Origin of the sequence: Micromonospora sp. WMMD1120 (genome assembly GCF_029626235.1) — a bacterium.
Taxonomy (GTDB): domain Bacteria; phylum Actinomycetota; class Actinomycetes; order Mycobacteriales; family Micromonosporaceae; genus Micromonospora.
In genome coordinates this window covers 2,752,813-2,774,345 of record NZ_JARUBO010000005.1, presented here as the reverse complement: position 1 = coordinate 2,774,345, position 21,533 = coordinate 2,752,813, and the positions used below count along the sequence as shown (strand labels likewise).

Sequence of the window (21,533 nt, the reverse complement as noted above, 5' to 3'; positions counted from 1 at the left end):
ATCACCGGTTGCGGGCGTGATGCTGGTCGTGCTTCTCGCTGCCCGCCAATGATCCCGGAACGGCTGAAAGATCGCTACTCATCTGCCGCCATCCGGGCGTCACAGCGCGTGACGGAGGAACGGCGGCGACAGGTGCGCTCGTAGCCGGTAGCCGTGCGTCGGGCCGCAGTGAGGACCAGTGGGAAGGCCGCTTTATCTGGGACTGTTTTTGAACGTAGGCCCCCTACGGCCCAGCGGATGTTGCGGCGGCGATGGCTGCGTACTTGCGGTCTGGACGGTCCGGAAACTGCTGTTGCAAGCGCTGAAGCTCGGTGAAGCCGGCTTGTGTCAGGTGGGCGGAGAACTCGTCTACGGGCCAGCGGTATGCCGTATAGACCTTGTGGTCGAACGCGGCGACCTCGTCGTCGCTGTCGAAGAAGCCGATTACCAGCCTCCCGGAAGGTGCCAGCATCCGGCGGAACTCGATGAGTACCCCGTCCAGCTCCGATGGCGGTAGGTGGATGGTCGAGTACCAGGAGAGGATGCCGGCCACCGAATGGTTGGGAAGGTCAAGGTCGGTCATCGATGCGAGCCGGAACTCCGGCCCGGGAAAGTGCGTCCGGGCATGGTCGATGAACTCAGGGACCAAGTCGACGCCGGTCACGTCGACGCCGAGCGAGTGCAGGTAGGCGCTCCAGTGCCCGGGGCCGCAGCCGAGATCGAGCACCGTACCGCCCGAACCGACGAGGTGGTCTCGGACGAGGGCCGTGTCGTCCACGTGGGCCTGCCAGTCACCATCGACCAGGGAGATGTACTGCGCCGACATGTACGAGTAGGCGTCACGCACCGGCTGGTTGCTCACCGTGCCACTCTAGATCCAGTGTCAGCTCGAACCGTCCGAACAGAAGTGCGGCTGCATGAGGGGGACCAGGGCCACGACGTCGTCGGACATCGCCGGATCGACGCTGACACAGGCCAACATAGCCACCCGTACTTCGCGGCCTGGGTCTCGCCCCTTCATGCACGGATCTGCCGCTGTCGGCGCGCGAGCGGCGAGCATGACACGACCGCGCGTACGCTGCCGTGGTGCGGATCGACTTGGTTGCCCGGGTTGCCGCGGAGTCACGCGCTACCCGACGGTCACCGCCCGTTTGGAGGCCGACGCAGGGCTCCTGCCGAGTCGAGTCTGCTGTTGCAACAGCGTCGGTACTAACCGTGCCCTCATCGTCACGCGATTGGCTCGCCCTCACCGTCCTGCAACGAACCTGCGGCAGCGGCTGGACGCGGGTAGCGGCTACAGCTACCTAACACGGCCGTGACCAGGAGGCCCGAAGATCAGCCGCTTCGACGGTTGCCATACTGGCGAGGACTCTGCACCGTGCCGGAACGGCCGTGGACGCGGCTCGCGGTACCCCCGATGTGGTTGGCGGTGGCCTTGCCCTTTGACCGGCGTGCCGCCCGGTTCTCGAAGGGCTGCGGCTGCTCCTCGGTTCCCGCTTCGGCGTCAGCGGTGGGATCGGCGTCGCTGGTGGCGTCGGCCATCGGTGTCTCCTCGTGCTGTTCAGGACTGGGCTATTCGCTGCGGATCTGGAAGCGTGGCCACCGCGATACGCAGACGGTAGCGGGCGGGCCGACCCGAGTCGGGACCGACTGCCCGGGTAAACCATCCAGTCACGCCAGAGCCTCGCCAGGGTGATCCAACCACGACACCATGCGAGCACCCGGATTTGCCGCGATCCGGCGCCGACCGACTTCAGTGGTAACCCAGCGTGAGCAGCGGCTTGAAGGTCACTGGGTCAGCAGGCGGCCGACGGGGCCGAAGCGGCAGACCTTTCGGGGTGTGTGCGTCTGGCGTACCTGGCTCTGCACCGAAGCCCGTACGCCGACACGTGCCCTTCAGCATCCCGTGCCAGCAGGGGCCCGGCAGGCGCACCTCACCACGTGCCCAGACTGCCGCCAAGGGGTGTGGCCGCGCCGATGCGGATGGCTACGCGACGGCGCTCCTCACAGGTCGCCAGCGCGGAAGGGTTGCCGAACGGCTCACGGGACGCGTCACCTCAAGTGATGACCGCGTCGAAAACCAGCCGGCGAAACCGCGCCGGGAAGGTTTGACCACCGTCGCGCGCCCCCGGGCTGGTTGGGTACGTGAGGCGGTCGTTCGGGAAGACCGTGCGAGGGCCATCGCGCGGCGGGCAGCGCGCGCGGCGGCGCACATGCCCCGCTGCCCGACACACTGCAGATTCCGGCAGTTGCCACGCTCATTCGGCTGGTGCGCGGCGGCGACATCGAAGGCGAGCCGCCACAACAGCGGATCGATCACATCATCGGGTAGGGCAGCGAGAGCACTGAGTCGTTCGCGAGGCACGGCGAGAAACCTTCCGTCGACGGGTCACGCCGCCCCGCCCGATCACGGCGGGACGACGGACACGATCGACGCTCACCTCTGCCTGAAGGTCAAGTCGTCAGGCCACCCGCTGGTCCTGCGGGCCGAACTTCCACCGCCAGTCGAGGCGATGGCGGCCGAACGTGCGGCGTTCGCCCTTGAACCCGGCGCGCAGGAGTTTGATGTCAGCGACGAGGCGGATGATTTCCCGCTTGACCGCGACATCGTCATCGAGTTCCTGCCACGCTGCCACAGCCTGGTCCCCGATGCGTCCGCGCAGCACGGCGGGGATCCCGGCGTCGGCGGCGCGTTGCTCGTACTCGGCGATCTGCGTCAGCAGGCCCTTCTCGGCGCGGGCGTAGGCGATCGCGGTGACTTCACCCTCCTCTCCGAGCTTGCGCCACTCCTCCAACTCGCCCCGCAGCCGTTGGGCTTCGGCGCGGGCGTGGGTGACTTCCTCGTCGCTCGCGCTGGCAGCGGTGAGGACGTCGTAGACGTCAGGGCGGGACAGCCACGCCACCACCGCCCGCTGCACGTACTCGTCGAGGAACTCGGCCTTCACCGCCGCGCACCGCTTGTGCAGGCACGAATACACCTGCCCGGTCCAGCCATGCCGGTTCAGCCGCTGCGACGACAACGGCCCGTCGCACACCCCGCAGCGCACGATGTATGACAGCAGATGCACGGCGCGGCCGGGTCGAGTCGTCGTGCGGGACGGGTCCTGAAGCATCCGCACCACCGCCCAGTACGTCTCCTCCTCGACCAGGGCGGGCCAGATCCCATCGCCGACGATCTCCCCGCGCAGCACCCGCTTGCCGATGTAGGCCGGGTTCATCACCTGCTTGCGCAAGATGCCGCGCCGCCAAAGTCCGCCCTCGGAGGCGGGAATCCCGAGCCGGTTGAGTTCGGCCTCGATAGCGGTCAGCGGCGTGCCTTCGGAGACCTTGCGGAAGTTGTCCCGCACCACCTGCGCCCGCGAATACTGCGTCACCGTCCCGTCGGCCGCCACGGCCTTACGGATCTCGGTGTCCGGCTCCTGACGCAGCAGGGCGCGGGTGCGCTGGTCGTAGATCCGCCGGTACCCGTAGGTGATCTTCCCGTGAGGGCGGCCAGCTTCGGCGGCGCCGACGATGCCGCGCAGCACGTTGTCGCGGATCGAGTCGGCCATCCACTCGGCCTGTACCGCCTGGAAGCCGAGCATCATCCGGTCGTTCTTGTCCCGCAGGTCGTACAGCACCCCGCCGACGAGCCAGAAGTTGAGACCGACCTCGTGGCACATGTCGCGGATCTTCACGAACACCGCGAGGTCGCGTTCCTTGCGGGAGATCTCCCAGACCACGAGCACGTCGCCCTTGCCCGCGCGGATCTGCTCGATCAACAACTCGAACTGCTCGCGCTCCTTCGTCGCGCGGCGGCTGGCCGAGCGGTGGTTGTCCGTGAATGATCCCGCGTCCGTCCACGACCGCTTCGTGATCTCCGCCAGGTTGAGCACGCCCTGGTCGTGAACGCTCTTGCCCTGCTCCTTCTTGTCCTGACTCGCGCGCTGATACCGCAACGCCCGCACATCCGAGCCCCCGGCCAGCAACGCGTCCTTGCTGTCGAACCGGCCCCGGTTCCCCGACCGGGCCTTCCGCCGTACCATCAGAACCGTCCCCCTAGATCGACGTTCGTGTCGGCAACATCGACCATAGCTTCTAACGATTCTTGACAGTGCCCACCCGGCAGCCGAGCAGCGCCGCCGTCTCCGTCTCGGTGCGGTCCTCGTAGTAGCGCAACACGAGAACCGCACGTTGTCGCACGGTCAGCCGTGCCAGCGCCGTCCACAGCACCAGCCGGACGTCGGCGTCGTCACCCGGGTCGGATCGTTCCGGCACCACGCCGTCCAGCCGCTCGGGCGGGCGGGCCCGTCGCCGACGCCACCAACTGGCCGCCTGCGTGCAGAGCACTCGACGCAGGTAGGCGTGCGGGTCCGCGACCCGGTCCCAGCGCACCGCGACCCGGGCCAACGCCACCTGAACCAGGTCCTCGGCGTGGTGCCGGTCGCCTGTCAACAGGTACGCGAGCCGGGTCAGCCCGGCGGTCTCGGCCCGGACGAAGTCGGCGAAGCCGTCCCGGGTGCGGTCCTCAGTCGTCAACGGATCGCCCTCCTCACCGGGATAGACGCGCGGCGGGCCCGCCGCGGAGGGAAGCAGCGGGCATTGGTGTTCGCGCCGCTGTCGGCGACTCCGCGCCGACCACCCGATCGGCGAGGGGCGGGAGGTGATCTCTCCCTTCACGTCATCATCCCCGGCCCGCGAGAACAAGACTTGATCTTGGCATGGGCGACAACCACTGTGGGCTCATGGATTTCGATGCGGCAGCCACCGCGCGACGGGCCCTCCGGATCGGTGGCGGACAGTGGGCCGGCAAGTCGACCGCCGCGTACCTGTGAATCGCCGTCAGGACAACGGCGTAGGGTCGGTGGGCAGGGCGGTGGGTGCGGCGGCACGGCGGCCGACGCGGGAGCCACCAACCACCACCACCGCCACACCGGCCAGCAGCATCGCCATCCCCAGCAGCGCGTACGGGCGGGGAACCTGGCCCAGCCAGGCCCACCCGAGCACTGCCGCGCCGGGCGCCTCCAGCAGGATCAGCACGCTGACGGTGGTCGCCGGGATCTTCCGCAGGGCGTAGTTGAACATCGAGTGCCCGAGCAGTTGGGCACCGGCCACCAGGGCCAGGATTGCCAGCCAGGTGCGCCCGTCGAAGCCGGTCAGTCGTACGCCGCCGACCAGGCACATGGCCAGCAGGAGCAGCGCGCAGATCCCGTAGCAGATGGTGGTGTACGTGGTGGTGCTGATGCTGCTCCGGGCCCGCTCGCCGAACGCGGTGTAGACGGCGGCGAACAGCCCACCGGCCAGGGCCAGCAGGTCACCGAGGACAGCCCGACCGGAGACGCCGACGTCCACTCCGGTGGCGACCACCGCCCCGCCGACCGCCACGGCGATGCCGATCCAGACGACCCGGGGCAGCGGACGCCCCTGGGCCCGGGCGATCAACCCCTGCCAGACCGGTTGGGTGGCGACCAGGGCGGTGGACGTGGCGACCGAGGTGAGCTGGGCGCTCGGCACCCAGGTCGCGAAGTGCCCAGCCAGCGCGATGCCGGACAGGACGCAGAACAGCCCCTCCCGCCGGCCCACGCCCAATGTCAGCCGACGGAACTCGGCGCGGCGACGGGCCAGCGCGAACGGACTGAGCACGGCCACCGCGAGCAGGTTGCGCCAGAACGCGATGGCCAGCGCGGGCGCGGCGGCGTACGCGATGAGCGGCGCGGACGAGGAGACCGCGACCACGGCCAGCCCGACCGCGCCGGTGGTCAGCGGGTCCGGCGTGGGCCGGTGTGGAGGAGAGGACACGGGACGTAATCCTCACACGTGTGACGGCCAGCACGGACTGTCATCACTCCGTTACGATCACGCGGTTCCGCGCCGGCGACCCCTCGACCGCCCGGAGGCGTTCCCCCATGTCCAGCTACCAGGCGGTGCTGTTCGACTTCTTCGGCACGCTGACCCGTTCGGTGCAACGCGGCGCCGCCCACCTCGGCACCGCCGAGTTGCTCGGCTGCCACAGCGACACGTTGAACGAGGTGCTGAACCGCACCTACTACGAGCGGGCCACCGGCCGGCTCGGCAACGCCGAGGCGACGCTGCGCTGGGTGTGCGCCCAGGTCGGCGTACACCCGACCGACACCGCGGTGCGGGCGGCGGTGGCCTCCCGGCACCGGGCCCTGCGCGCGGACACCTGGTTGCGGGCCGAGGCGGTGCCGGTGCTCGCGGCCCTGCGCGAACGCGGCCTGCGCACCGGCGTCATCAGCGACTGCACGCACGAGCTGCCGGCCTTCCTGCCCCAGCTCGCCATCGCCCCGCTGCTCGACGTGCGGGTCTTCTCGGTGCAGGTCGGACGCTGCAAGCCGGACCCGGCGCTCTATCTGACCGCGTGCCAGCGGCTCGGGCTCGCGCCCGGCGACTGCCTGTACGTGGGTGACGGCGGCAGCCAGGAGCTGACCGGCGCCGAACGGGCCGGAATGACAGCCGTCCGACTCGCCGCGCCGGACCTCGCCACGCACCTGGTGTTCAACGCCGACCTGGACTGGCGCGGACCCACGCTCGGCGCCCTCGGTGAGGTGCTGTCGGTGGTCGACGGCGGGGGCGGGCCGGTCGGCGTCGGCCGGTGGGCCGACCCGCCGCCGGTCAGCGGCGGCGGACCCGGTGCAGACGGAACGGCTTACGGGCAGCCCGCACCGCCGGAGTGGCCCGGGGCGGCTCGGCCTGCGCGTCCGCCGGCAGGTCCGCTCCGGCCCGCGGCGCACCGCCCGGGGTGAGCCGGTTCACCGCGCACCCGTCGGCGGCCCAGCGCGCCACCAACTCGGCGGTCGGGCCGGGCGCGTTGAGCCGCTTCGCCGCCACCAGCGGCGCCACGGTGTCCCACTCCTCGGTGCCCGGCCGCACCCGGCTCACCCGGGCCGGCCAGGTGACGATCCGACCGCCGTGGTCACCGCGCAGCGTGACCTGCGCCTCGGTCGCGGCGGCCAGACCCGGCGCTGTCTGCTCGCCCGGCCCGCTCACCACCAGGAGCGTGCCCTCCAGCGGCGCACACCAGAGCGCGAGCGCCGGCCCGCCGGCAACGCTGACCCAGGCCACCGCCGCCTTCTTCATCGCCTCGTCGAGAAGCGGCGTACTCACCGGAGCGTCGTCGTCCGTCACACCCGCATCCTCCCGCATTCGGGTCCGGCATCAGCCCACGAACGGCGGCACGACGATCTCGCCCCGGGCCACCGGCATCACCTGACCGGAGACCGTCGCGCCGAGCGCCACGCCGTTCGCCGCGGTGATCGTGCAGGCCAACGCGGAGGGGCGGTTCATCTCCACGCCCTGGCGGACCGCGTACTCGGACCGTCCGTCGCCGGGCAGCAGACCGCTCGCCACCAGCCAGACGCCGAGGCCCAGCGCCGCCGAGCCGGTGGCCGGGTCCTCCGGGATGCCGATCCCCGGTACGAAGACCCGGGCGTGCGCGGTTTGCGCGGCGGCGTCCCAGGAGAAGACGCTGACGTGCGAAACCCCGTACCGCTGCGCCGCCGCGGCGTTCACCCGCGCGCGGGCCACCGACTCGGGCCGTACCGGCAGGAAGGGGAACTCCAGCCCACAGCCGGCGACCCGGGGGGCGGGCCCGACGTGGTCGTCAGCGTCCAGCCCGGCGATCTCCAGCAGCGGCTCCGGGTCCAGCTCCGGACCGAGCGTCGGGGCGCCACCGGTCAGCGTCGCACCGGTCGCGGTCACCTCGATCGGCAGCACACCGGCCCCGCATTCCTGGGTGACCTGACCCACCCCGAACATCCCCCGCCGGCTCGCGGTGACCGCCGCCCCGACGCTCGGGTGCCCGGCGAACGGCAACTCCTCCACGGGCGTGAAGATCCTGGCCCGATAGGTGACGCCGACCTGCGTCGGGGGCAGCACGAACACCGTCTCGGAGAGGTTGAACTCCAGCGCGAGTGCCTGCATCTGCTCGGTGGCCAGCGCGTCCGCGCCGAAGACCACCGCCAGCGGGTTGCCGGCGAAGGGGCGGTCGGTGAAGACGTCCACGATCTCGTAGGCCAAGGTCGACATGTTGATAAACACTAGGCGCTTAGGCTGGTGCCCGTGAGCACGCCGACCCGGATCTACATAGCCCGCCTCTCCGGAGTCGCCGTCTACGACCCGAATGGCGACCAGGTGGGCCGGGTCCGTGACGCCGTGGCGCGGCTGCGGGCGACCAAGCGTCCGCCGGAGGTGGTGGGTCTCGTCGCCGAGATGCCGATGCGTCGCCGGATCTTCCTGTCCATCAACCGGATCACCTCCATCGACGCGGACGCCGTGGTGCTCGGCTCCGGCACCCTCAACCTGCGCCGGTTCGAGAAGCGCCCGAACGAGCTGCTGGTCCTCCAGGAGCTGCTGGACCGGCGGGTGCAGCTCGACCCGGGTGGGCAGCCCGGCACCGTCGTGGACGTCGCGATGGAGTGCACCCGGGGCGGCGAGTACACACTGACCCGGGTCGCCGTGCGCGAGCAGACCGGCCGGCTCACCCGCCGCGGACACCTGCACCAGGTCGACTGGGACCGGGTGCGCGGGCTCAGCGGCATCGCCGACAACAGGGGTACGGCGAACCTGCTCGCCGTCCTGGAGGACATGCGCCCGGCCGACCTGGCCAACGCGTTGCAGGACCTGCCCGACGCGCGGCGCAACGAGGTGGCCGCCGCGTTGAACGACGAGCGACTGGCCGACGTGCTCAGCGAGTTGCCGGAGCACGACCAGGTGGAGATCCTCGCCGCCCTTGACCGGGAACGGGCGGCCGACGTGCTGGAGGAGATGGACCCGGACGACGCCGCCGACCTGCTCAACGAACTGCCCCCACCCGAGCAGGACGTGCTGCTCGACCTGATGGAGCCGGACGAGGCCGACCCGGTGCGGCAGCTGTTGAAGTACACGCCCGGAACGGCGGGCAGTGTGATGACCTCGGAGCCGGTCATCCTGCCGCCGGACGCGACGGTCGCCGAGGCGCTGGCCCGGATCCGGGAACCGCAGCTCTCCCCCGCCGTCGCCGCGCAGGTCTTCGTGACCCGGGCGCCGCAGAACACGCCGACCGGCCGCTATCTGGGCATGGTCCACTTCCAGGCGCTGCTGCGCGAGCCACCGGCCGACCTGCTCGGCAAGGTGGTGGTCAATGACATCGACCCGCTGCGCCCCACCACACCGCTGCCGGAGATCACCCGCCGGATGGCCACGTACGACCTGGTCGCGATGCCGGTCATCGACCGCAACAACCGGCTGGTCGGCGCCGTGACGGTGGACGACGTCCTGGACCACTCGTTGCCCCGGGACTGGCGCGACCGCGACGCCCTCGCCGCCCCGGGCGCCACCGACGCGATGCTGGACGGCACGGATGGCTGACCAGCGGCGGACGGAACGACTGGACCAGCCGCGCGAGCCCCGGGGCGTCAAGCTGCCCCGCTTCGACGCGGAGGCCTTCGGCAGGTGGTCGGAGGGCATCGCCCGGGGCATGGGCACCGCGAACTTCATCGTCGTCATGACGGTGGTGATCACGGCCTGGTTCCTCTGGAACACGCTGGCCCCACCGGATCTGCGCTTCGACCCGTACACCTTCACGTTCCTGACCCTGGTGCTGTCGTTGCAGGCCAGCTACGCGGCGCCACTGATCCTGCTCGCGCAGAACCGGCAGGCCGACCGGGACCGGCTGGCCCTGGAGGAGGACCGGCGGCGCGCCACCGCGCAGAAGGCGGACACCGAGTACCTGGCCCGGGAGATCGCCGCGCTGCGGATCGCGTTGGGCGAGGTGGCCACCCGCGACTTCCTCCGCTCCGAGCTGGCCCGGCTGGCCGAGGAGTTGGACGAGGCGGGGCAGCGCCGGCAGCGGTTGGAGCGCCGCCAGCAGGAGCGGCGTGGGCAGCGGCCGGCCGATGGCGTCAACCTGGACGAACCGCGCGACGACCTGGACGGCGACACCGCCCGCACCGCCCGGCCGGACGGCGCCGGCCCTCGCCGGTCGGACGGCTGAGCAGCGGGCCGGGGCGGGGCCATCGATTGCCTCACACCGCCCCGGGCAGCGGCGGCAGCGGATGCCCCGCGACGTAGCATTGCGGGCATGTCAGCACCCGTGAGCACCGTCGAGGACGCGATCCAGGCCGCCCTGGCCACCGTCAACGACCCGGAGATCCGCCGGCCCATCACCGAGCTGGGCATGGTCCGCTCCGCGACCATCGCGGCCAGTGGTGTGGTCCGGGTCGAGCTGCTGCTCACCGTGGCCGGCTGCCCGCTCAAGGACAAGCTGCGCACGGACATCACCGCCGCCGTCGCCGCGGTGCCCGGAGTAACCGGGGTGGAGATCGACTTCGGGGTGATGAGCCCCGAGCAGCGGCAGTCGCTCCAGGCGCAGCTGCGCGGCGGAGGCGCCACCGAGGAGCCGGTCATCCCGTTCGCCCAGCCCGGCTCGCGCACCCGGGTGTACGCGGTGGCCAGCGGCAAGGGTGGCGTCGGCAAGTCCAGCGTGACGGTCAACCTGGCGGCGGCGCTCGCCGCCCGCGGGCTCTCCGTCGGCGTGGTGGACGCGGACATCTACGGGCACTCGGTGCCACGGATGCTCGGCGCCGACGGCCGACCCACCCGCGTCGAAGACATGATCATGCCGCCGCAGTCGCACGGCGTGAAGGTCATCTCGATCGGCATGTTCACCGCCGGTAACGCCGCGGTGGTGTGGCGCGGCCCGATGCTGCACCGGGCGTTGCAGCAGTTCCTGGCCGACGTCTACTGGGGTGACCTGGACGTTCTCCTGCTCGACCTGCCGCCGGGCACCGGCGACGTGGCGATCTCGCTGGCCCAACTGCTGCCCAACTCGGAGATCCTGGTCGTCACCACCCCGCAGGCCGCCGCCGCCGAGGTGGCGGAGCGGGCCGGCGCGATCGCGCTACAGACCCACCAGCGCGTGGTCGGCGTCATCGAGAACATGTCCTGGCTGGAGCTGCCGGACGGTTCCCGGATGGAGGTCTTCGGGGCCGGGGGCGGCGCGACCGTCGCCGAGTCGCTGAGCCGGACCATCGGCGCGCAGGTGCCGCTGCTCGGGCAGATCCCGCTGGACACCCGGGTCCGCGAGGCCGGCGACGCCGGCAACCCGATCGTGTTGGCCGAGCCGGACTCCCCGGCCGCGCAGGCGCTCGGCGGTGTCGCCGACCGGCTCGCGGTGCGGCGCGAGTCGCTGCTCGGCAAGCCCCTCGGCCTCAAGCCCGCCGGCCGCTGACCGGACGGGCGCGCGGCCGGGCTTACCCGGCGCGCCCCGGCCCGCTCGGCGCGCCCCGGCCTGATCAACTCGGGTTTCAGGAAGCCGGGCTATCCCGCCTCGATTGATGGGCCGACTTCCTGAAAGTCGAGTCGATCAAGCCCGCGTTCGTGGCGCTCACCGCGGCAGGCGCGGGCGGAGGCCGGCCCGGGCATGCCGGGCTCAGGTGGCGTCGTCGTAGCTGGCCCGGGGGGCCGGCGCCGAGGGGGTGCCGGTCGCCGTGCCGGTCCGCTTGTCGCCGGACCGCGGGTCGACGGCGTTGGCCACGTCCTTCAGGTCGTTGTGCACGCCGCCGACGTCCGCGCGCAGGTTGTCGTAGACGCCCTGCAACGGCTTGCGGATGGCCGCCTCGTCCTCCTCGCTGAGGAGGTGCTTGCGGATGAACGCCTTCGGGTGCAGGTCTTCCAGCTGGATGTCGGTGCCCAGCTCGCGGCTCAGGTCGCCGGTGGCGTTGCGGGCCATGTTGCGCAGGTTGCGCACCAGCCGCAGACCATCGTTGATCACGGCGGGGAGTCGGTCACCGAAGATCAACAGCGCCAGGAGCAGCAGCGCACCGATCTCCCACCAGTTCAGGTTGTCGAGCATCCCGCGGGCCTCCTCTCGGCGTCAGCCGCAAGACTACGCACGTCGGGCGACCTTCGGGCAGGGGGTGCGCCGCTGTTCACTTCGCGTCGGCGGCGAGTGTCACCGAGGTGTTCTGTCGGTTGGTGCCCCGCCGGTACTCCACAGTCACCACCGAACCCGGCGCGTACTTGCGCACCAACGCGGTCAGGTCGGTCGGCTCGGTCATCGGCCGTCCGTTGATCTTGAGGATCACGTCGCCGACCTTCAACCCCGCGCCCTCCGCTGGGCCGGACGGGGCGACCTCGGCCAGTCGCAGGCCGCCACCGACCACACCGGTCGGGCCGTCCACCCGGGCGCCGATCACCGTACGCCGCGCCTTGCCGGTGCCGATGATGTCCTGGGTGACCCGCTTGGCCTGGTTGATCGGGATGGCGAAGGCGAGCCCGATGTTGCCCGCCTCCTGCCCCTCGGCGACGAGCGACTTGATCGTGGAGTTCACGCCGACCACCCGACCGGCACCGTCGACGAGCGGACCGCCAGAGTTGCCGTGGTTGACCGCCGCGTCGGTCTGGATGGCCGCGTAGTAGCGCACCGGACCACCCGGCTCACCGGCCTGCATCGTCCGGTCCAGGGCACTCACGATGCCGGCGGTGACGGTGTTGGCGAGCGACAGCGGCGATCCGATGGCGAGCACCGGGTCACCGACCGCCAACGCGTCCGAGTCGCCGAACTCCACCGGCCGCAGGCCGGGACGACTCACCTTGATCACCGCGATGTCCGACTCCGGGTCCTGACCGACGATGCTCGCCGGCGCGGTGCTGCCGTCGTTGAACACCACGGATGCCTTGCCGGAACCTCCGGCCACCACGTGGTCGTTGGTGATCACATGCCCGTCGGGGGTGGCGATGAACCCGGAACCCTCACTGGTGCCGCCGAGGCTGCTCACCCGTACGGTGACGACGCTGGGCAGGACACGCTCGGCGACGCCGGCCAGCGAATCCGGTTTGCGCTGGGCCAGGGCCGGCACCTCGGTCGGGGCGGCGCCGAGCACCGCGCCGCCGACTCCGGCGCGTACCGCGAAGAAGTAGCCCAGGGCGCCGCCGAGGGTGCCGGCCAACAGCGCGGTGAGCACGGGGATGAGCACCAGCTGACGCAGCCTGGGCCGGCCCGGCGAGTCGGGATCGCTGACCGGCTCCGGCTCCGCGCCGGCGGCCACCACCCCGGGCACCACCACGGCGGCCGGTGCCGCCGGGTCCCGCCAGGGGTCGGCGAGCGCGTCCGACCACCAGGGCGACGTGCCGGCCGGCGGCACACCGGCCCCGGGTGTCGGCGATCCCGCCGGTGGGGCCCCTGCCCCGGGCGGTCGCGCCGGAATCTCACCGCCCCGGCGCCAGTCCCAGCCGTCGGTCACGTCGGTGCCTCCCAGTCCGTCCCCGGATCCCGCGCCGCGTCGCCCGGCCACGGACCGGTCCGGTCGCGGCTGACGGGATACCGCCTCCAGGATTGCACGGATGTACGCGGTGGAGTCAGCTGTTGCCCCGGTGATCGCTTCAGCCGGAGGCGCGGCTGCGCCCCACGACGGTCGCCTCTACGCTCACAGTGCCAACTCGCCCCCGCACCACGCACCGCCCCCGGAGGTGCCCCATCGCCACGGTCGCCGGTTCCGGCAGTTCGACGACGCCGGCTCAGCAGTTCGCCGAGTCGTACGTCACCGAGGATCTCGTCCTGCGCACCGCCCGCAGCCTGGCCCGCGAGGTGGGCCTGGACGCCGTCACTCCCGGCGCGGGATCGGCGTTGCGGCTGCTGGCCGCCGCCGGTAACGCCCGCGCGGTGGTGGAGATCGGCACCGGCACCGGGGTGAGCGGGGTCTGGCTGCTGCGCGGCATGCGCGCCGACGGCGTGCTGACCACCATCGACGTCGAGGTGGAGCACCAGCGGATCGCGCGCCGGATCTTCACCGAGGCGGGCTTCGCGGCCGGCCGTACCCGGATCATCACCGGCCGCGCGCTGGACGTGCTGCCGCGGCTCGCCGACGGCGCGTACGACCTGGTCTTCGTCGACGCGGAGGCGACCGGCTTCCACGCCTGCGTGGAGGCGGCCCTGCGGTTGTTGCGCCCCGGTGGCGTGCTGGCGCTCAACGGGGTGCTGGCCGGCGGCCGGATCGGCGACCCGGCCGCCCGGGACGCCGAGACGGTGACCGTCCGCGAGACGATCAAGGCGGTCCGGGAGTCGGAGCACTGGATTCCGGCGGTGCTTCCGGTCGGACACGGGCTGCTCGCCGCGGTGAAGTGCTGACCACAGCCCCTAGTCGACGCTGGCCAGCCAGCGCAGCAACGACCGGACGCCCCAGCCGGTGGCGCCCCGGCTGACCTCGGCCTGGTCGCCGTCGGCCCAGGACGGGGCCGACATGTCCAGGTGTAGCCAGCGGTCCCGCAGGTCGCCGGTGAACTCGCGCAGGTAGAGCGCGGCCAGCACCGAGCCGGCGCCCTGCGTCGGGGCGCTGTGGAGGTCGGCGATGTCGCTGCCCAGGTATTCCACGTAGTCGTTGTGCAGCGGCAACCGCCACGCCGACTCGCCAGCCGCCTCGACCGCCGCCAGCACGTCGGCGGCCAGGTCGTCGTTGTCGCTGTAGAGAGCGGCGGTGCGCTTGCCCAGCGCCACGGAGTTCGCGCCGGTGAGGGTGGCCAGGTCGAGTAGGAGATCCGGCTGGAGTTCCCGCACCGCGTACGCCAGCGCGTCGGCGAGGACGAGCCGGCCCTCGGCGTCGGAGTTGGTCGTCTCGCTCGTCGTACCGCCGTAGTGCCGGATGACGTCGCCGGGACGGAACGCGGCCCCGCTGACCATGTTCTCCGCGAGCGGGGCCAACGTGGTGATCCGGATCGGCAGGCGCAGCGCGGCGGCGCCGAGGGTGGCGGCGACGACGGCCGCCGCTCCGGCCATGTCCTTGCGCATCAACTTCATCGCGGCCACCGGCTTGATCGAGATGCCGCCGGTGTCGAAGGTGATGCCCTTGCCGACCAGCACCACGTGGGTGCGCGCGTCGGCGGGGTGCCAGTCCAGCTCGACGAGCCGGGGACCGTTGGCCGAGCCACCGCCCACGGCGATGATCCCGCCGAAGCCCTCGGCGGCCAGCTCGGCCGGGCCACGGACGCGCAGGCGCAGGTCCGGAAGGTCGGCCGCGGCGGCAGCCACCTGATCGGCGAACCACTGCGGGGTCTTCACCGAGGAGGGGGTGTTGGTCAGGTCACGGGCGAGGTGGGTCATCTCCGCGGTGGTCCGCGCGGTGGCCACTGTCGCCTCGTACGCGCCGGGGTCGGCGACCACCAGGTCGACGGCTTCGAGCGCCGGGCGGTCGCCGGCCTCGGTCAGCCGGAAGCGGTACGGGGCGAGCAGCAGCCCCTCGGTCAGCCCCCGCACCTCGGCCGGGGTCACGGCGGCCGGCAGCACGAGAGTGATCTGCGTCTCAGCGGCGGCCGAGCGGGCCAGGGCGGCGCCGGCGGTCCGCCAGGCCGCCTCGTCGCCGGCGCCGACGCCGAGCAAACCAGCCGCCCGGGGGTACGCCCGGGGCGCAGCTGGGTGTGGATCTCGCCAGCCCGACCGGTCAGTCGGGCGGGCAGCGTCAGCGCGGCGGCCTCGTCGGCGGTGTCGTCCGGAGGCGCCACGGCTGTCGGCACGGGCTCGGCCGAGGCGTCACCTCCCGCCGTCGCGTCGACGGGACGAACCGGCAGGACGAGGATGTCGAACCGGTCGGGCTCGGCGATCAGACGGATGGCGAGCACGCGGAACCGTACCTCCAGGGAATCGTCGCGGAGCGGGACACCCGGCCCGCCTACCCGCAGTGATGAAGACCCTGAGCCACCGGCGGATGCCGGCGGCCCAGGGTCCGAAGAACGTTCCGGGCGGCGCGAGCCGCCCGGAGCACTCCATACTCAGCCGGCCGCTGCCTTCAGTGCGTCACCGAGCGCGTTGGCCTCGTCGGGAGTCATCTCGACGACGAGCCGGCCACCGCCCTCCAGCGGGACCCGCATGACGATGCCCCGACCCTCCTTGGTGACTTCCAGCGGACCGTCGCCCGTCCGCGGCTTCATCGCCGCCATGTTGTCTCCCCTCAGACCTACACCAGGGTCGGTGGGTTGCCCCACAGCCACTTCGTCACGACCACCCGCAACGCTCACGGGGGTGTCGAGAGACGATTTTCCCTGATGAACACCGCCGGACCCAAACCGGAGCAGCATTGATGTAACAGCATCTAGCTTATCTTGAGAAGGCCTGTCACAATGTGCGGTCATGCAGGCACGGTCGGCACTCTTCGACCTGTACGGCGACCACCTCCGTCCGAGGGGTGGCCGCGCACCGGTCGCCGCCCTGGTCAAGCTGCTGGCACCGCTGGGAATCGCACCGCCAGCCGTTCGCACCGCCGTCTCGCGGATGGTGCGCCAGGGCTGGCTCGAACCGCTCCGGCTGGTCTCCGGACCGGGATATTCGATCACGCCAAAAGCGGCCCGGCGGCTCGACGAGGCGGCCGCCCGGATCTACCGGACCGGCCGGGTCACCTGGGACGGGCGGTTCGACCTGCTGGTCCTGGAGGCCCCCGGCTCCCGGCGCGACCGGCAGCGGCTCGCCGCCAACCTCAGCTTCCTCGGCTACGGCACGCTCGACGAGCAGACCTGGGTGGCCACCCGCCCCGCCGAGGACGTCGATCTGCTGCTCGCCGAGACCGGCGTCCGGTTCGAGCGCTTCACCGCCGCGCACCACTCCGGCACGCCGGGCGCGATAGGAGTGGTCCGCCGAGCGTGGGACCTGGCCGAGATCGGGCGCGCCTACGAGCGGTTCGTCGCGGACCAGCGCCCGCTGCTCGCCGCGGTCACCGTGCGCAGCAGTGACGAGGAGGCGTACGCCGCCCGGTTCCGGCTCGTGCACGCGTGGCGTACCTTCCTCTTTCAGGACCCGCAGCTACCCCCGGCGCTGCTCCCCGAACGCTGGCCCGGCACCGCGGCGGCGAGCTTCTTCGACAGGCACGCCGCCCGTCTGCGGCCGGCCGCCGACCGGTACGTCGAACAGTGCCTCGACGCCGGCAACCGCATCGTCCGACAGAAGGGTCGTTAGACACGTGACCGAGCCGCTGCTGGTCGACCGGACCGACGCCGTCGTCACCCTCACGCTGAACCGGCCGAACGCGATGAACGCGCTCGACGTGCCGCTCAAGGAGGCGCTGCGGGACGCCCTGGCCAGCTTGGAGACCGACCGGTCCTGCCGGGCTGTCGTCCTGGCCGGGGCCGGCGGGTCGTTCAGCGCGGGTCAGGACCTGCGCGAGCACGTGTCCACCCTGAAGAACGCCGCCAGTGACCCGCTGAGCACCGTCCGGGCGCACTACAACCCGATCGCCGCGCGGCTCGCCAACCTGCCCAAGCCGGTGATCGCCGCGGTCCGTGGGATGGCCGCCGGCGCTGGCGCGTCGCTGGCGTTCCTCGCCGACATCCGCATCGGCGGGCCGACCACGAGCTTCCTGATGGCGTTCTCGAAGGTCGGCCTCGCCGCCGACACCGGCGCCTCCTGGACGCTGCCCCGGCTGGTCGGCCACGCGAAGGCGATCGAGCTGCTGATGCTGGCCGAGCCGGTCCGCGCCGAGGAGGCCTGCCGGTTGGGCCTGCTCAACCGGTTGACCGACGACGACGAGCAGGTGTTGCCGGTCGCCCAGGAGCTGGCCGCCCGCCTCGCCGCCGGGCCGACAGTCGCGTACGGGGCGATCAAGCGGCAGCTCTCCATCGCGGACGCCGGCACCCTCGCGGACGCCCTCGCCGCCGAGGCGCAGGCACAGACGATCTGCGGCGGCACCGCCGACCACCGGGCGGCCACGTTCGCCTTCGTCGACAAGCAGAAGCCGGTCTTCGAGGGACGCTGAACCGGCTCGCACGTCGCCCTTACCGTCCTCGAACAGAGGTAGCCTAACGTCGGCCGGTATGAGCGATCGTGAAGCGGTGGCGCACCTGCTGCGCCGGACCACCTTCGGGCCGACCGCCGACGAGGTGGACGCGGCCGAGCGGGCGGGACCGACGGCGACACTCGACAGTCTGCTCGCCCCGGGACGGGCCGACCGGGGCGCGGCGGCCACCCCTCCGCCGGCACTGCCCACCGACCCGTACGCGGCGCTGACCAAGGAGTCCACCCGCGAACAGCGGCAGCAGGCGAACGCGCAGCGCCGGGAACAGCTCCAGCAGGTGACCCTCTGGTGGCTGGACCGGATGGTCGCCGCCGAGGACGGGCTGACCGAGAAGTTGCTCTTCTTCTGGCACGGTCACTGGGCGACGAGCGCGCAGAAGGTCAGGTCGGCCCGGCTGATGCTGACCCAGTTGGAGACGCTGCGCCGGCACGGACGGGGGCCGCTGGGCCCGCTGGTCGCCGCGATGGTGCGCGACCCCGCCCTGATCCTCTGGCTGGACGGGCAGAAGAACACCCGTAAGGCGCCCAACGAGAACCTGGCCCGCGAGTTGATGGAGCTGTTCACGCTCGGCATCGGCGGCTACAGCGAGGCCGACGTGAAGGCCGGCGCGCGGGCGCTGACCGGCTGGGTGGTCGACAGGCGTACCGGTGTCGCCCGCTTCGAGGCCCGCCGGCACGATCCCGGCGAGAAGACGATCCTGGGACAGACCGGCCGCTTCGACGCCCAGGCGTACGCCGGGCTGCTGGCCGCCCAGCCGAAGGCGGCGACGTTCGTGGCCGGCCGGCTCTGGTTCCGCTACGCCGGCGCGGACGTCCCGGCGCCGGACGGTCTGGCCGGCGCGGACACCGTCGCCACGCTGCGCGCGATCCTCTCCGCGCCGGCCTTCGCGCAGACCCGGGGCACGCTGGTGAAGCAGCCGGTGGAGTGGCTGGTGGGCGCGCTGCGCCAGCTCGGCATCCGACCGTCCGCGCTGACCGAACAGCAGCGCAAGCAACTGCTGGCCGGTCTGAACGCCCTGGACCAGGTGCCCCTGCGCCCGCCCAGCGTGGGCGGCTGGCCGGCCGGGGCGGCGTGGCTGACCACCTCGTCGTTGCAGGCCCGACTGCGGACGGCCGGGATGCTCGCCGCCGCCACGGCGCCAGCCGTGCTGACCCGGCTGACCGCCGCGCCGACCGCCGGACGACCGGACGCGCTGGCCCGGCTGCTGGTGGTCGACGGCTGGAGCGCACGCACCCGGGCCGCCCTCACCCCGCTGGCCGGCGAACCACGCGCCCTGCTGGCCGCCGGACTGGTCAGCCCCGAATACACAGTCAGCTGAGCGGAGGAGTCGACATGGACACCCTGACCCGACGCAGGTTCCTGCTGACCAGCGGGGTGGTCGGCGCGGGCGCGCTGGCCGCCGGGGCCGGCGCGTACACCCTGCGGGACCTGCTGGACACCAGCGGCGACCGTGATCCGCAGTCCCGCACGCTGGTGCTGGTGACCCTCTACGGCGGCAACGACGGGCTGAACACCGTCATCCCGTACGCCGACCCGGCCTACCGGGCGGCCCGCCCGGAACTCGCGTACCCGGACGGGGAGGTGCGCCGGCTGGACGACGGCTTCGCCCTCAACCCGGCGCTCGCCGGCCTGCACCGACGCTGGTCCGACGGTGGCCTGGCGATCGTCCGCGGGGTCGGCTACCCGAAGCCGGACCGCAGCCACTTCCGGTCCATGGACATCTGGCACACCGCCCAACCGGACCGGCCGGGTAACACCGGCTGGCTGGGCCGGTGGCTGGATCGCGCCGGCGGCGATCCCCGACTGGCCGTCTCGTTCGAGCCGGCGCTGCCTCCGCTGCTGGCCGGGGAGCGCAGCGCGGGCGCCGCCGTACCGGTGACCGACCGCAAGACGGCCAAGGGCCTGTCGGCGGAGACGCTCGCGGCGTTCTCCGTCGCCGAGCAGGGCGAGACGGCGGCCCGTGCCCGCGCCGCCACCTGCTTCGCCGACCTGCGCTCGGTGGACGAGATGATCCGCGAGGTCCGCGACGCCGACGCCGCCGACCCGACCGAGCAGGACGGCGAGCAGGCGCCGGCGACCGCCACCGGCGGGGCACGCACCCCGCTCGACGCGCAGCTCGACCTGGTCGCGCAGTGTGTGGAGGCCGGGGTGTCCACCCGGGTCTTCTCGGTGTCGCTGGGCGGCTTCGACACGCACGCCGACGAGAAGCAGTTGCAGGCAGTGCTGCTGGGTCAGGTGGACCGCGCGCTGACCGCGTTCACCGAGCGGATGGGTCGCACGGAGGCGGGTCGGAAGGTGGTGGTGGCTGTCTACTCCGAGTTCGGCCGTCGTGTCCGGGCCAACGCCTCGGACGGCACCGACCACGGCACCGCCTCGGACATGCTGCTGCTCGGCGCGGGGGTGCGCGGCGGTTGGCACGGCGACCCGCCCAGCCTCACCGACCTTGACGACGGCGACCTGAAATACACCACCGACTTCCGGGACGTCTACGCCACGCTGCTGGAACGGGTGCTGGACACCGACCCGGGCCCGGTCCTCGCCGACTGGCGGGGACGGCTGGACGGCCTCTTCTAGTCGTCCTCCTCCGGGTCCTGGTTGGCCTGCTCGCCCAGCACGAACGCCTGCATGGCCAGCTCGTCACCGGCCGGCGAGACGAAGGCGGGCAGCTCGCGCGGGCCCAACTCCTGCACGTACGACCAGAACAGCCGGACCGCCTCGGCGCGCGTGTCGGCCTCGATCGGCAGGTCGAGGCTGACCAGCCAGGAGCGCCGCGCCGGGGGCGGGCCGAGCTGGTCGGCCAACGCCCGGAAGGCCGCCGGCGCCAGCGCGGTCACCGGCCCGTCGAACGTCAGCGGGTCGGCCGGGACCGGCTCGTCGAAGACCCGACGGGTGTACGCCACGACGAGCGCCCCCGGCTCGACCGGCGACTGCGGGTCGTCCGGGTCCTCCCGGTGGCGCTGGGCGGGCGCGCTGACCCGACCGAGCGCCACCAGCCGCGGCGGCGCGTCGACGAGCACCGCCACCTGATCACCAGGCGCAGGTCGGACGATGTCGGTCAGCCCGGTCAGCTCCAGCGTGTCGTGGTGCACGAGCCGTTCGGCCTCGAACCGCTCGGCGGGCAACAGCACGGCCCAGGTGCCCGTCGGGTCGGTGTGGCCGTCCGCGCCGGCACGGTACGCGGTCTCGGTCGTCATGCCTGCCATCTCATCACGCCGCCGGTCGGCCTGTGACGTGACAGCCGGCGAGGTGATCGTCGACCATTCCGGTCGCCTGCATCAGCGCGTACGCGGTGGTCGGGCCGACGAAGCGGAACCCGCGCTTCTTGAGCGCCTTGGCCATCGCCGTCGACTCCGGGCTGATCGGGGCGAGCTCGGCGAACGAGGTGGGGCGGGTCGGTCGGGGCGCCGGCGCGAAGGACCAGAGCAGCTCGGACAGCCCTTCCGGCACCTCCAGGGCGGCTCGGGCGTTGGCGATGGCCGCCTCGATCTTGGCCCGGTTACGGACGATGCCCGCGTCGGCGAGCAGCCGGGTCACGTCGGCGTCGTCGTATCCGGCGACGGTCGGGATGTGGAACTCGTCGAAGGCCAGCCGGAACGCGGGGCGTTTGCGCAGGATGGTGAGCCAGGAGAGCCCGGACTGGAACGCCTCGAGGGTCATCCGCTCGTAGAGCGCGTCGTCGCCGCGCAGCGGCCGCCCCCACTCCGTGTCGTGGTAGACGGCGTAGTCGGGGGTGCTCGCCCCCCAGGCGCAGCGCGCCAGCCCGTCGGCACCGATCACCAGGTCAGTCACCTCGTACACGCTAGG

General features: G+C 72.2%; 20 protein-coding genes and 2 pseudogenes. 9 read left to right on the top strand and 13 right to left on the bottom strand.

Annotated elements, in window-relative coordinates; genetic code table 11:
• Positions 1-223 precede the first annotated feature (223 nt).
• The 5 genes from O7634_RS13115 to O7634_RS13095 all read right to left on the bottom strand — a co-directional run bounded on the left by O7634_RS13115 (position 224) and on the right by O7634_RS13095 (position 5,757).
• Positions 224-841 carry a class I SAM-dependent methyltransferase gene (locus O7634_RS13115; protein ID WP_278150418.1) on the bottom strand — a complete coding sequence of 206 codons (618 nt, stop codon included), beginning with the start codon at positions 839-841 and terminating at the stop codon, positions 224-226.
• Between the two features lie 473 nt (positions 842-1,314).
• The gene (locus tag O7634_RS13110) at positions 1,315-1,521 is read right to left on the bottom strand and encodes a hypothetical protein (RefSeq protein WP_029536984.1); all 207 of its coding nucleotides are present in this window, start codon (positions 1,519-1,521) and stop codon (positions 1,315-1,317) included.
• A 920-nt stretch (positions 1,522-2,441) separates the two neighbouring features.
• On the bottom strand, positions 2,442-4,004 hold the full coding sequence (locus O7634_RS13105) for a recombinase family protein (protein WP_278150417.1): 1,563 nt from the start codon (positions 4,002-4,004) through the stop codon (positions 2,442-2,444).
• Positions 4,005-4,056: 52 nt separating this feature from the next.
• A complete protein-coding gene (locus O7634_RS13100) occupies positions 4,057-4,497 on the bottom strand; it encodes a SigE family RNA polymerase sigma factor (RefSeq protein ID WP_278150416.1) in 441 nt (146 codons plus the stop codon).
• 303 nt (positions 4,498-4,800) lie between these two features.
• Positions 4,801-5,757, bottom strand: coding sequence for a DMT family transporter (locus O7634_RS13095; protein ID WP_278150415.1), 957 nt, complete (start codon positions 5,755-5,757; stop codon positions 4,801-4,803).
• Between the two features lie 107 nt (positions 5,758-5,864).
• On the opposite strand from O7634_RS13095, the pseudogene O7634_RS13090 reads away from it, so the two are divergent.
• A pseudogene (locus tag O7634_RS13090) lies at positions 5,865-6,425 on the top strand (HAD family hydrolase); the annotation flags it as partial.
• A 166-nt stretch (positions 6,426-6,591) separates the two neighbouring features.
• On the opposite strand, the gene O7634_RS13085 reads toward O7634_RS13090, so the two are convergent.
• Entirely contained in the window at positions 6,592-7,122 is a 531-nt protein-coding gene (locus tag O7634_RS13085; RefSeq protein WP_278150414.1) for a hypothetical protein, read from the bottom strand.
• A gap of 12 nt (positions 7,123-7,134) precedes the next feature.
• On the bottom strand, positions 7,135-8,004 hold the full coding sequence (locus O7634_RS13080; protein ID WP_278150413.1) for a PhzF family phenazine biosynthesis protein: 870 nt from the start codon (positions 8,002-8,004) through the stop codon (positions 7,135-7,137).
• A gap of 33 nt (positions 8,005-8,037) precedes the next feature.
• Between O7634_RS13080 and O7634_RS13075 the strand changes: the two genes are divergently transcribed.
• From O7634_RS13075 to O7634_RS13065, 3 genes are all read left to right on the top strand, one after another.
• The gene (locus O7634_RS13075; RefSeq protein ID WP_278150412.1) at positions 8,038-9,324 is read left to right on the top strand and encodes a CBS domain-containing protein; all 1,287 of its coding nucleotides are present in this window, start codon (positions 8,038-8,040) and stop codon (positions 9,322-9,324) included.
• Positions 9,317-9,949 carry a DUF1003 domain-containing protein gene (locus O7634_RS13070; RefSeq protein WP_278150411.1) on the top strand — a complete coding sequence of 211 codons (633 nt, stop codon included), beginning with the start codon at positions 9,317-9,319 and terminating at the stop codon, positions 9,947-9,949. Before O7634_RS13075 ends, O7634_RS13070 begins: the two co-directional genes overlap by 8 nt.
• An 87-nt stretch (positions 9,950-10,036) precedes the next feature.
• Positions 10,037-11,185, top strand: a complete 1,149-nt coding sequence (locus O7634_RS13065) for an Mrp/NBP35 family ATP-binding protein (RefSeq protein WP_278150410.1) — start codon at positions 10,037-10,039, stop codon at positions 11,183-11,185.
• A gap of 201 nt (positions 11,186-11,386) precedes the next feature.
• Here the strand turns inward: O7634_RS13065 and O7634_RS13060 are convergent, their stop codons facing one another.
• Entirely contained in the window at positions 11,387-11,809 is a 423-nt protein-coding gene (locus tag O7634_RS13060) for a preprotein translocase subunit TatB (protein ID WP_278150409.1), read from the bottom strand.
• A gap of 76 nt (positions 11,810-11,885) precedes the next feature.
• Positions 11,886-13,214, bottom strand: a complete 1,329-nt coding sequence (locus O7634_RS13055) for a trypsin-like peptidase domain-containing protein (RefSeq protein WP_278153956.1) — start codon at positions 13,212-13,214, stop codon at positions 11,886-11,888.
• Between the two features lie 299 nt (positions 13,215-13,513).
• Here O7634_RS13055 and O7634_RS13050 point away from each other — a divergent pair, with 299 nt between their 5' ends.
• On the top strand, positions 13,514-14,083 hold the full coding sequence (locus O7634_RS13050) for an O-methyltransferase (RefSeq protein WP_278153955.1): 570 nt from the start codon (positions 13,514-13,516) through the stop codon (positions 14,081-14,083).
• A 9-nt stretch (positions 14,084-14,092) separates the two neighbouring features.
• On the opposite strand, the pseudogene O7634_RS13045 reads toward O7634_RS13050, so the two are convergent.
• Positions 14,093-15,567: pseudogene (locus O7634_RS13045) on the bottom strand (leucyl aminopeptidase family protein).
• A 150-nt stretch (positions 15,568-15,717) separates the two neighbouring features.
• Positions 15,718-15,885 (bottom strand): DUF3117 domain-containing protein, encoded by a 168-nt coding sequence (locus O7634_RS13040; RefSeq protein ID WP_007455245.1) that lies wholly within the window; start codon positions 15,883-15,885, stop codon positions 15,718-15,720.
• Positions 15,886-16,075: 190 nt separating this feature from the next.
• Between O7634_RS13040 and O7634_RS13035 the strand changes: the two genes are divergently transcribed.
• Genes O7634_RS13035 through O7634_RS13020 form a run of 4 tightly spaced genes read left to right on the top strand, consistent with a single transcriptional unit; the run spans position 16,076 to position 20,303 of the window.
• Positions 16,076-16,894 (top strand): PaaX family transcriptional regulator C-terminal domain-containing protein, encoded by an 819-nt coding sequence (locus tag O7634_RS13035; RefSeq protein WP_278150408.1) that lies wholly within the window; start codon positions 16,076-16,078, stop codon positions 16,892-16,894.
• Between the two features lie 4 nt (positions 16,895-16,898).
• Entirely contained in the window at positions 16,899-17,690 is a 792-nt protein-coding gene (locus tag O7634_RS13030) for an enoyl-CoA hydratase-related protein (RefSeq protein WP_278150407.1), read from the top strand.
• A gap of 58 nt (positions 17,691-17,748) precedes the next feature.
• Positions 17,749-19,047, top strand: a complete 1,299-nt coding sequence (locus O7634_RS13025; RefSeq protein ID WP_278150406.1) for a DUF1800 domain-containing protein — start codon at positions 17,749-17,751, stop codon at positions 19,045-19,047.
• 14 nt (positions 19,048-19,061) lie between these two features.
• The gene (locus tag O7634_RS13020; protein ID WP_278150405.1) at positions 19,062-20,303 is read left to right on the top strand and encodes a DUF1501 domain-containing protein; all 1,242 of its coding nucleotides are present in this window, start codon (positions 19,062-19,064) and stop codon (positions 20,301-20,303) included.
• Here the strand turns inward: O7634_RS13020 and O7634_RS13015 are convergent.
• Together O7634_RS13015 and O7634_RS13010 are read right to left on the bottom strand one after the other, a co-directional pair.
• Positions 20,300-20,923 (bottom strand): hypothetical protein, encoded by a 624-nt coding sequence (locus tag O7634_RS13015; RefSeq protein ID WP_278150404.1) that lies wholly within the window; start codon positions 20,921-20,923, stop codon positions 20,300-20,302. The two genes, O7634_RS13020 and O7634_RS13015, sit on opposite strands and share 4 nt — an antisense overlap.
• 13 nt (positions 20,924-20,936) lie before the next feature.
• Positions 20,937-21,518 carry a DNA-3-methyladenine glycosylase I gene (locus O7634_RS13010; protein WP_278150403.1) on the bottom strand — a complete coding sequence of 194 codons (582 nt, stop codon included), beginning with the start codon at positions 21,516-21,518 and terminating at the stop codon, positions 20,937-20,939.
• Positions 21,519-21,533 lie beyond the last annotated feature (15 nt).

What these genes read in the sequence shown, in the direction of transcription:
- O7634_RS13110 (WP_029536984.1), bottom strand. Translation starts at nt 1,521, where the DNA reads ATGGCCGACGCCACCAGCGACGCCGATCCCACCGCTGACGCCGAAGCG.
- O7634_RS13105 (WP_278150417.1), bottom strand. Translation starts at nt 4,004, where the DNA reads ATGGTACGGCGGAAGGCCCGGTCGGGGAACCGGGGCCGGTTCGACAGC.
- O7634_RS13085 (WP_278150414.1), bottom strand. Translation starts at nt 7,122, where the DNA reads ATGCGGGAGGATGCGGGTGTGACGGACGACGACGCTCCGGTGAGTACG.
- O7634_RS13080 (WP_278150413.1), bottom strand. Translation starts at nt 8,004, where the DNA reads ATGTCGACCTTGGCCTACGAGATCGTGGACGTCTTCACCGACCGCCCC.
- O7634_RS13070 (WP_278150411.1), top strand. Translation starts at nt 9,317, where the DNA reads ATGGCTGACCAGCGGCGGACGGAACGACTGGACCAGCCGCGCGAGCCC.
- O7634_RS13065 (WP_278150410.1), top strand. Translation starts at nt 10,037, where the DNA reads ATGTCAGCACCCGTGAGCACCGTCGAGGACGCGATCCAGGCCGCCCTG.
- O7634_RS13060 (WP_278150409.1), bottom strand. Translation starts at nt 11,809, where the DNA reads ATGCTCGACAACCTGAACTGGTGGGAGATCGGTGCGCTGCTGCTCCTG.
- O7634_RS13040 (WP_007455245.1), bottom strand. Translation starts at nt 15,885, where the DNA reads ATGGCGGCGATGAAGCCGCGGACGGGCGACGGTCCGCTGGAAGTCACC.
- O7634_RS13035 (WP_278150408.1), top strand. Translation starts at nt 16,076, where the DNA reads ATGCAGGCACGGTCGGCACTCTTCGACCTGTACGGCGACCACCTCCGT.
- O7634_RS13025 (WP_278150406.1), top strand. Translation starts at nt 17,749, where the DNA reads ATGAGCGATCGTGAAGCGGTGGCGCACCTGCTGCGCCGGACCACCTTC.
- O7634_RS13020 (WP_278150405.1), top strand. Translation starts at nt 19,062, where the DNA reads ATGGACACCCTGACCCGACGCAGGTTCCTGCTGACCAGCGGGGTGGTC.
- O7634_RS13015 (WP_278150404.1), bottom strand. Translation starts at nt 20,923, where the DNA reads ATGACGACCGAGACCGCGTACCGTGCCGGCGCGGACGGCCACACCGAC.